Below are 5,308 nucleotides of genomic sequence, written 5' to 3'. Positions count from 1 at the left end.
TCAAGTCCTCTTTTTCTTCTATTTGACTAGACTATAGCAGGCAACGGCCCGGCTAGCCGCAGTACGGAGTGAAACGGAGTATTGTCGGCTAGCCATTGTTAGCGGTCGTTTTTTTTAGTCTGTGATTCATAGTACTAATGATAATTGAAGATATATTAGAATTATAGTTAATAAACCTTGTATTCTTTTTTAGATAGCTTAATGAAAAACATGAAACTAATTCACCAAAACATTCATCTGCGAAAGAATTAGAGACGATTCTAACATTATCAAAGTCGAATATAACTTTCTTATTACTTAATAAATAAGAATAAACTTCAGATCTAACTTTTTTAGCTAAAACTCTGTTTCCAAATGATCTTCCAAGCTTTTGAAAATGAATAGTGATGACCTCATTTTTTTCTACCATAGTTCATCAATTTGCGGCTGATTTTCTGCTCTACTTTCAAGCAACTCTTTATAAGTACTTGTATTTGTTACATCTTTTATGTTAAAAGGGTAACGTTTATAAAAGGTTGCAACAATTATAGTACCTTGCCAAAAGGCACAATCTGTTAGATTGATTTCTTTATCTGTTAAATATAAATAACTGTTGCCAGAAAATATCTGTAGTATTCCTCTATTTTTTCTAACAAATTCGCTTATGTCAAATAATCCTCTACCGTGACCACCTTTACCACATGTAACCCCTTTTTCAATACATTTCTTGATACACTCTTTTTCAGATAAATCGCTATAGGTATCAGATTCACTTAGTGATTCATAAATCCCAACTCCCGTGTCAGCTATCGTTAGTTTTATTCTATCTTGATAATTTTGTATATAAATATATCCATATCCTCCTTCTTCATCGCCTTTCTTCGAATGTCGAATAACGTTATCATTTAATTCCCATGCACTATAGTCTATTATGTCTATAAAATCATCAACATCATAATTTTTATAAAAACAATCGACCACTTTTTGAACTAAATCATCTGAATTTTCTTTGTCAAAGTATGTTATTTCAATGAAATTATTATCGGAATCCCACCTTTTAAATTCTTCGTTAAATTCTATTCCAATTATTTCGAAGAAATTAATTCTCGATGCATAACGAACAGTATCACAATCTTGATCGGTGTCAAATACAATATTTGTTTTTATTCCCTGTTTCTCTAAATATTTAATGAATGCTACTATAGCTACATATATCTCAGAATACATAAAATCGCCACAAGTATAATCGATATTTACAGTTAACTCTTTGCAATTAGATAGATCGGATTGACTATTAATTTGTTTTAGTAGATCATATATCGAAAGTCGATCTTCTAAATAAATACTTATTGAGTATGCATTCATGGTTCCCATAATATATTAAACTGATTACCCATCTTGTTATTGTTAAAATGACCGCTAACGGCCCGGCTACGCGCCGTGCGACGAAGGAGCATGGACGTCGTAGCCTTTGTTACAGCCAGCCTTCTTTTTTTATTAATTTGTTCACTGTCATTTCAATCCATTCATATTCACTCAATTCTTTCAACTTTCTCATCAATTTTTCTGGTATCTCTTTTCGTCCAATTAATGTTCCTGCTATTTGTCCAGCAATTGAGCAATTTGTATCCGTATCTCCACCAATTTCTATTAGTTGCAAATACATCTCTTCAATTCCAATTTCTCTAATTTTATTTGCCGCTGCGATGGCTAATGGAACTGAATTTACAACATATCCGTCATTACCAAATTGCCCGATTTCCTTTAAACTTTTGATGTCTTTGATTTCAATTAATCTATCTCGGACTCTAGTATCTGGAATTTGGTCAATTATCAATTCAATCAAATTTGTTTTGCCATTCCATTTGCCCTTTAGGATTTCTCTTATCGCAATTATCACACTTCTTGCCCCGACATATGCTTCATCATTATTGTGAGTGATTATGCAAATATCTCTGATTTCGGAATTTGTGATTTCTTCTTTAAAAGCAATTGGTGCTATTCTCATTGCTGCGCCATTTCCTGCTGCATATTCGCCTCTTCTCCCAACTTGGCTCCAATGTCCTCCAAAACTTAACTCCTTTAATGATTTCAAAGTACTTGCTCCAATTCCTCTTAATTTTCTTTGTTTGTAGTAACTGAGGAATTGGCTTGCTATCGTTTCAGGATTTACTTTTTCATCTTCAATTATTGCCTCGATTGTTGCCAAAGTCAATTGAGTATCATCCGTTATTTGCCAAATTGGTTCTTTTTTTTCTGGCTTTCCAAAAAGGTAAAATGTATCTTCTTTCTCTTTAATTTCATTTTCAAATCCGCTTCCAAAAGCATCACCAATTACTCCTCCGATTATACATCCCTCAAATCTTTCGGCTTTTGTCATTGTTCAATTTTCTTTTTTCTTGGTTGGCTGTAACGGCCAGGCTACACGCAGTGGGGGATTTTTTAATCAACCCTAACCTTTCTATTTCAAATATACAGCGCAGACAGCAAAAAGACGAAATTGGTGAAGCTTGGCTTTTTGATGGCTGTGCGGATTTCTTATCCACCCTTTTTCATTTCTAAGACTTTACCCCCATTGTGTGTAGCCCTGTGTTGGGTGCAGGGCGGGTTGGCTGTGAGCCCGAGCAATTGCCGCACATAAGAGCCCTTAGGCGAGGATGTGCGCAGTGCCGGGCGGGCGGGAGGGCTCCCCCCGGTAGGGCTTGCACCCAACGGCCCGGCTACGCGCAGGCTGGGATTCTAAATTTACTCTTTTCGTCCGATTTCACCAATACTAGCGCAGGCAGCAAAAGACGAAACTGGCGCAGCCTGGCTTTTGCTGACTGCAGCGGGCTTTTCATTCTGATTTTTCAATCGTAGAATTTTACCCAGCTTGTGTGTAGCCATTGTTATGGGTTGCCGCTTTATTCTTTTCACCGATTTCAAAAAAGGGCCCATTTCAAATTCTGGACTAACCCAAAGGCGGCTGTCCAATTTTTTTCAACTGATTTTAATCTCTTGGCTTTCAGTTGATTCAATTTCAGGATTCTGATTCTTCAATTTGATCAGTTCTTATCTCTAATCAACCAAAAATCTCACGACAATCAACCTATTTCCGTATTCAGGTCTCAATCTCCAGAAGATTCAACCTGATTTTTGATTCCTGATTTTACTCAATTCGATTTCCCAAATTCATCAAAATCAGTTTCAGGTTCTCCAAATCTCGAGTTCTTGATCTCTGATCTTAGGTTTTCAAATTGATTCAATCAACGTTTACCTGTTCAAAATTTTCAGATTCCAGATTTCCAAATTCTGTTTTTGGACGAGATTCAAATTCCTGATTTCTATTTCAAAAGCCGCCTAAACTCAAACTCCTTCTGAACAAACCAATCTCATTTTTCAAGATGGGCCCGGTTAATCTTAAGAATCCAAATTTTTCGTTTTCTGTCCGATTCACCGTAAAGAATACAATACTCGACAGGAACTTTACCCGCCTTTCAAAATTTCAATTACCCAGTTGGGAACTCAAATTCTCGATTTCTGGCAAAATCCTGATTCTGAGTTTTCATTTTTGAGGCGGGACAATTCATATTTTCAATTCCATAGAATACCAATTCTGATGCGGTACCCCATAACGGCCCGGGCTACACGCAGGCCGGGTTTCCTGAAAATAATCTTTTCATTCCATTTCACCAAAATAGCTGCGGCGGGCAAAGGCGTAATTGGCGTAGCCTGGCTTTGACTGCCGCAGCGGATTCTTTTTTCTAATTTTTCAATGGAGGATTTTACCCGGCTTGTGTGTAGCCAATGTTCACAGCATTCGCGTTTTATCTCATTTTACTAAACAAGCGGCCATCTCTCTGTTTTCGAAGACGAGATAAGGGGGCTTTTTTCAAGTTTACCAAATTCTCCGATTTGGACAACCAATTTTCGGGCAATACTGATACCCTCATTTATTTTATCGCCCGTAAGAACCAACTTAACCCAATGAAAATCATTCAATTATTCTCCTGCTGAATCTATTCAATGCACCTGTTAACCCTCAAGATTCCATCTTATTCGGGCATGAAACCTTATTTGCTCATTGATTTTCATTTACCGTCTGATTTTCATAAGCCCCCTGGACGCGGACTCCTTTCTTGATACCGTTTTAATTTCCATTCAACGGGGCCGCGGTAACGCTTGATCTAATCTTCAATTCGGGCTATCATGATTCTCCTAAACCAACTATAAAACTGTAGAAATCTCTTTTGCTCCGCCTTAAAAGATCAATTCTCCAATGGACTAACCAATTTAACCCCAGTTTCTGAATACTGATAATCAGGCATTTACCTTTTTTAGGCGGGGACAAGTTTTTATTTCAAATTCTTACAGATACTGTTTTCTGTTGCGCGATTGTCTGTGAACGGCCCGGCTACGTGACGTGCCGGACTCTAAATTTACCATTTTCGTTTCATTTCACAAATGCTAGCGCAGGCAGCAAAAGGCGATGATGGCGAAGCCTGGCTTTTGCTGCCTGCGCGGGTTTTTCCATCTCTATTTTCCTCTCAAAGACTTTTACCGGCATGGCATGTAGCCATTGTTGGGCGCTTCCATTTTATTCTTCGTAAACCTTAAAAAGCGACCGTTTTACCGATTCTGGATACTTCAAAAGGGCCGTTTTTATCGATTTTTCAATCTTTTTGAACCGGTTCCCTAATTCTGATGATCTCAAATTGATCTTGAAAACTGATCCCAATTTACCGGTTTTTATTCCCGATCTCGAAGACTAATCTCCCAAATTGATCAAAATTTCTAATCTCCAGTCTTCAATTTGATTCGGCTAAATTCCAGTTTTTCAAGATAATCCTGATTCAAGTTGACCAACTCAATCTACTGATTCCCAATCTCCCAAATTTCAACTTGATTCTCGACAACCCGATTCAATTTGATCAGATTCTTATTCGGTGAAAGGTTCAAAATTTCGTGTCCTCCTACCCTATTCAATTCAACGGTTTACCCAATTCTTGATTTTCCATATTGAGGCCCTAAACGCAAACTCTCTCCAAAAAACTCAATTTCTTCTTTCGATGATAGGGAGCGGTAATTGTTAAGGATCTCAATTATTCGGGACAACGGATTACCCGATAAAGAAAACTGATTTTCCATTTTTCTGCCTGCCTAATTGGGCTATACATTCAATTAACCGTAACCAACAAAACTCGGGTTCCAAAACCAATTATTTCCGATTTTCAAAGGCAGGCTTAATTTCTAATCATTTGTTTATCAGTTGTTTATTCCCAAATGGAGTGCGCCCAACGGCCAGGCTACGTGCTGTGCCGGACTCTAAATTTACCATTTTCGTTTCATT

Annotated in this window: 3 protein-coding genes; all 3 read right to left on the bottom strand. The window is 37.5% G+C overall.

Annotated features, from left to right (window positions below; genetic code table 11):
* Nucleotides 1-88 precede the first annotated feature (88 nt).
* Nucleotides 89-409 carry an STAS-like domain-containing protein gene (locus MW688_RS23550; RefSeq protein ID WP_486738452.1) on the bottom strand — a complete coding sequence of 107 codons (321 nt, stop codon included), beginning with the start codon at nucleotides 407-409 and terminating at the stop codon, nucleotides 89-91.
* Nucleotides 403-1,344: a hypothetical protein gene (locus MW688_RS23545; protein WP_486738451.1), complete on the bottom strand. Its 942-nt coding sequence runs from the start codon at nucleotides 1,342-1,344 to the stop codon at nucleotides 403-405. Before MW688_RS23545 ends, MW688_RS23550 begins: the two co-directional genes overlap by 7 nt.
* 109 nt (nucleotides 1,345-1,453) lie before the next feature.
* Complete coding sequence (locus MW688_RS23540) at nucleotides 1,454-2,359, bottom strand: ADP-ribosylglycohydrolase family protein (protein ID WP_486738450.1); 906 nt, start codon at nucleotides 2,357-2,359, stop codon at nucleotides 1,454-1,456.
* Nucleotides 2,360-5,308: the final 2,949 nt, after the last annotated feature.

The sequence above is a fragment of the Johannesbaptistia floridana genome (assembly GCF_057440575.1).
Note: the sequence above shows the minus strand (reverse complement) of the source record. Positions and strands in the feature narration are given on the sequence as shown.

What these genes read in the sequence shown, in the direction of transcription:
- MW688_RS23545 (WP_486738451.1), bottom strand. Translation starts at nt 1,344, where the DNA reads ATGAATGCATACTCAATAAGTATTTATTTAGAAGATCGACTTTCGATA.
- MW688_RS23540 (WP_486738450.1), bottom strand. Translation starts at nt 2,359, where the DNA reads ATGACAAAAGCCGAAAGATTTGAGGGATGTATAATCGGAGGAGTAATT.
- MW688_RS23550 (WP_486738452.1), bottom strand. Translation starts at nt 409, where the DNA reads ATGGTAGAAAAAAATGAGGTCATCACTATTCATTTTCAAAAGCTTGGA.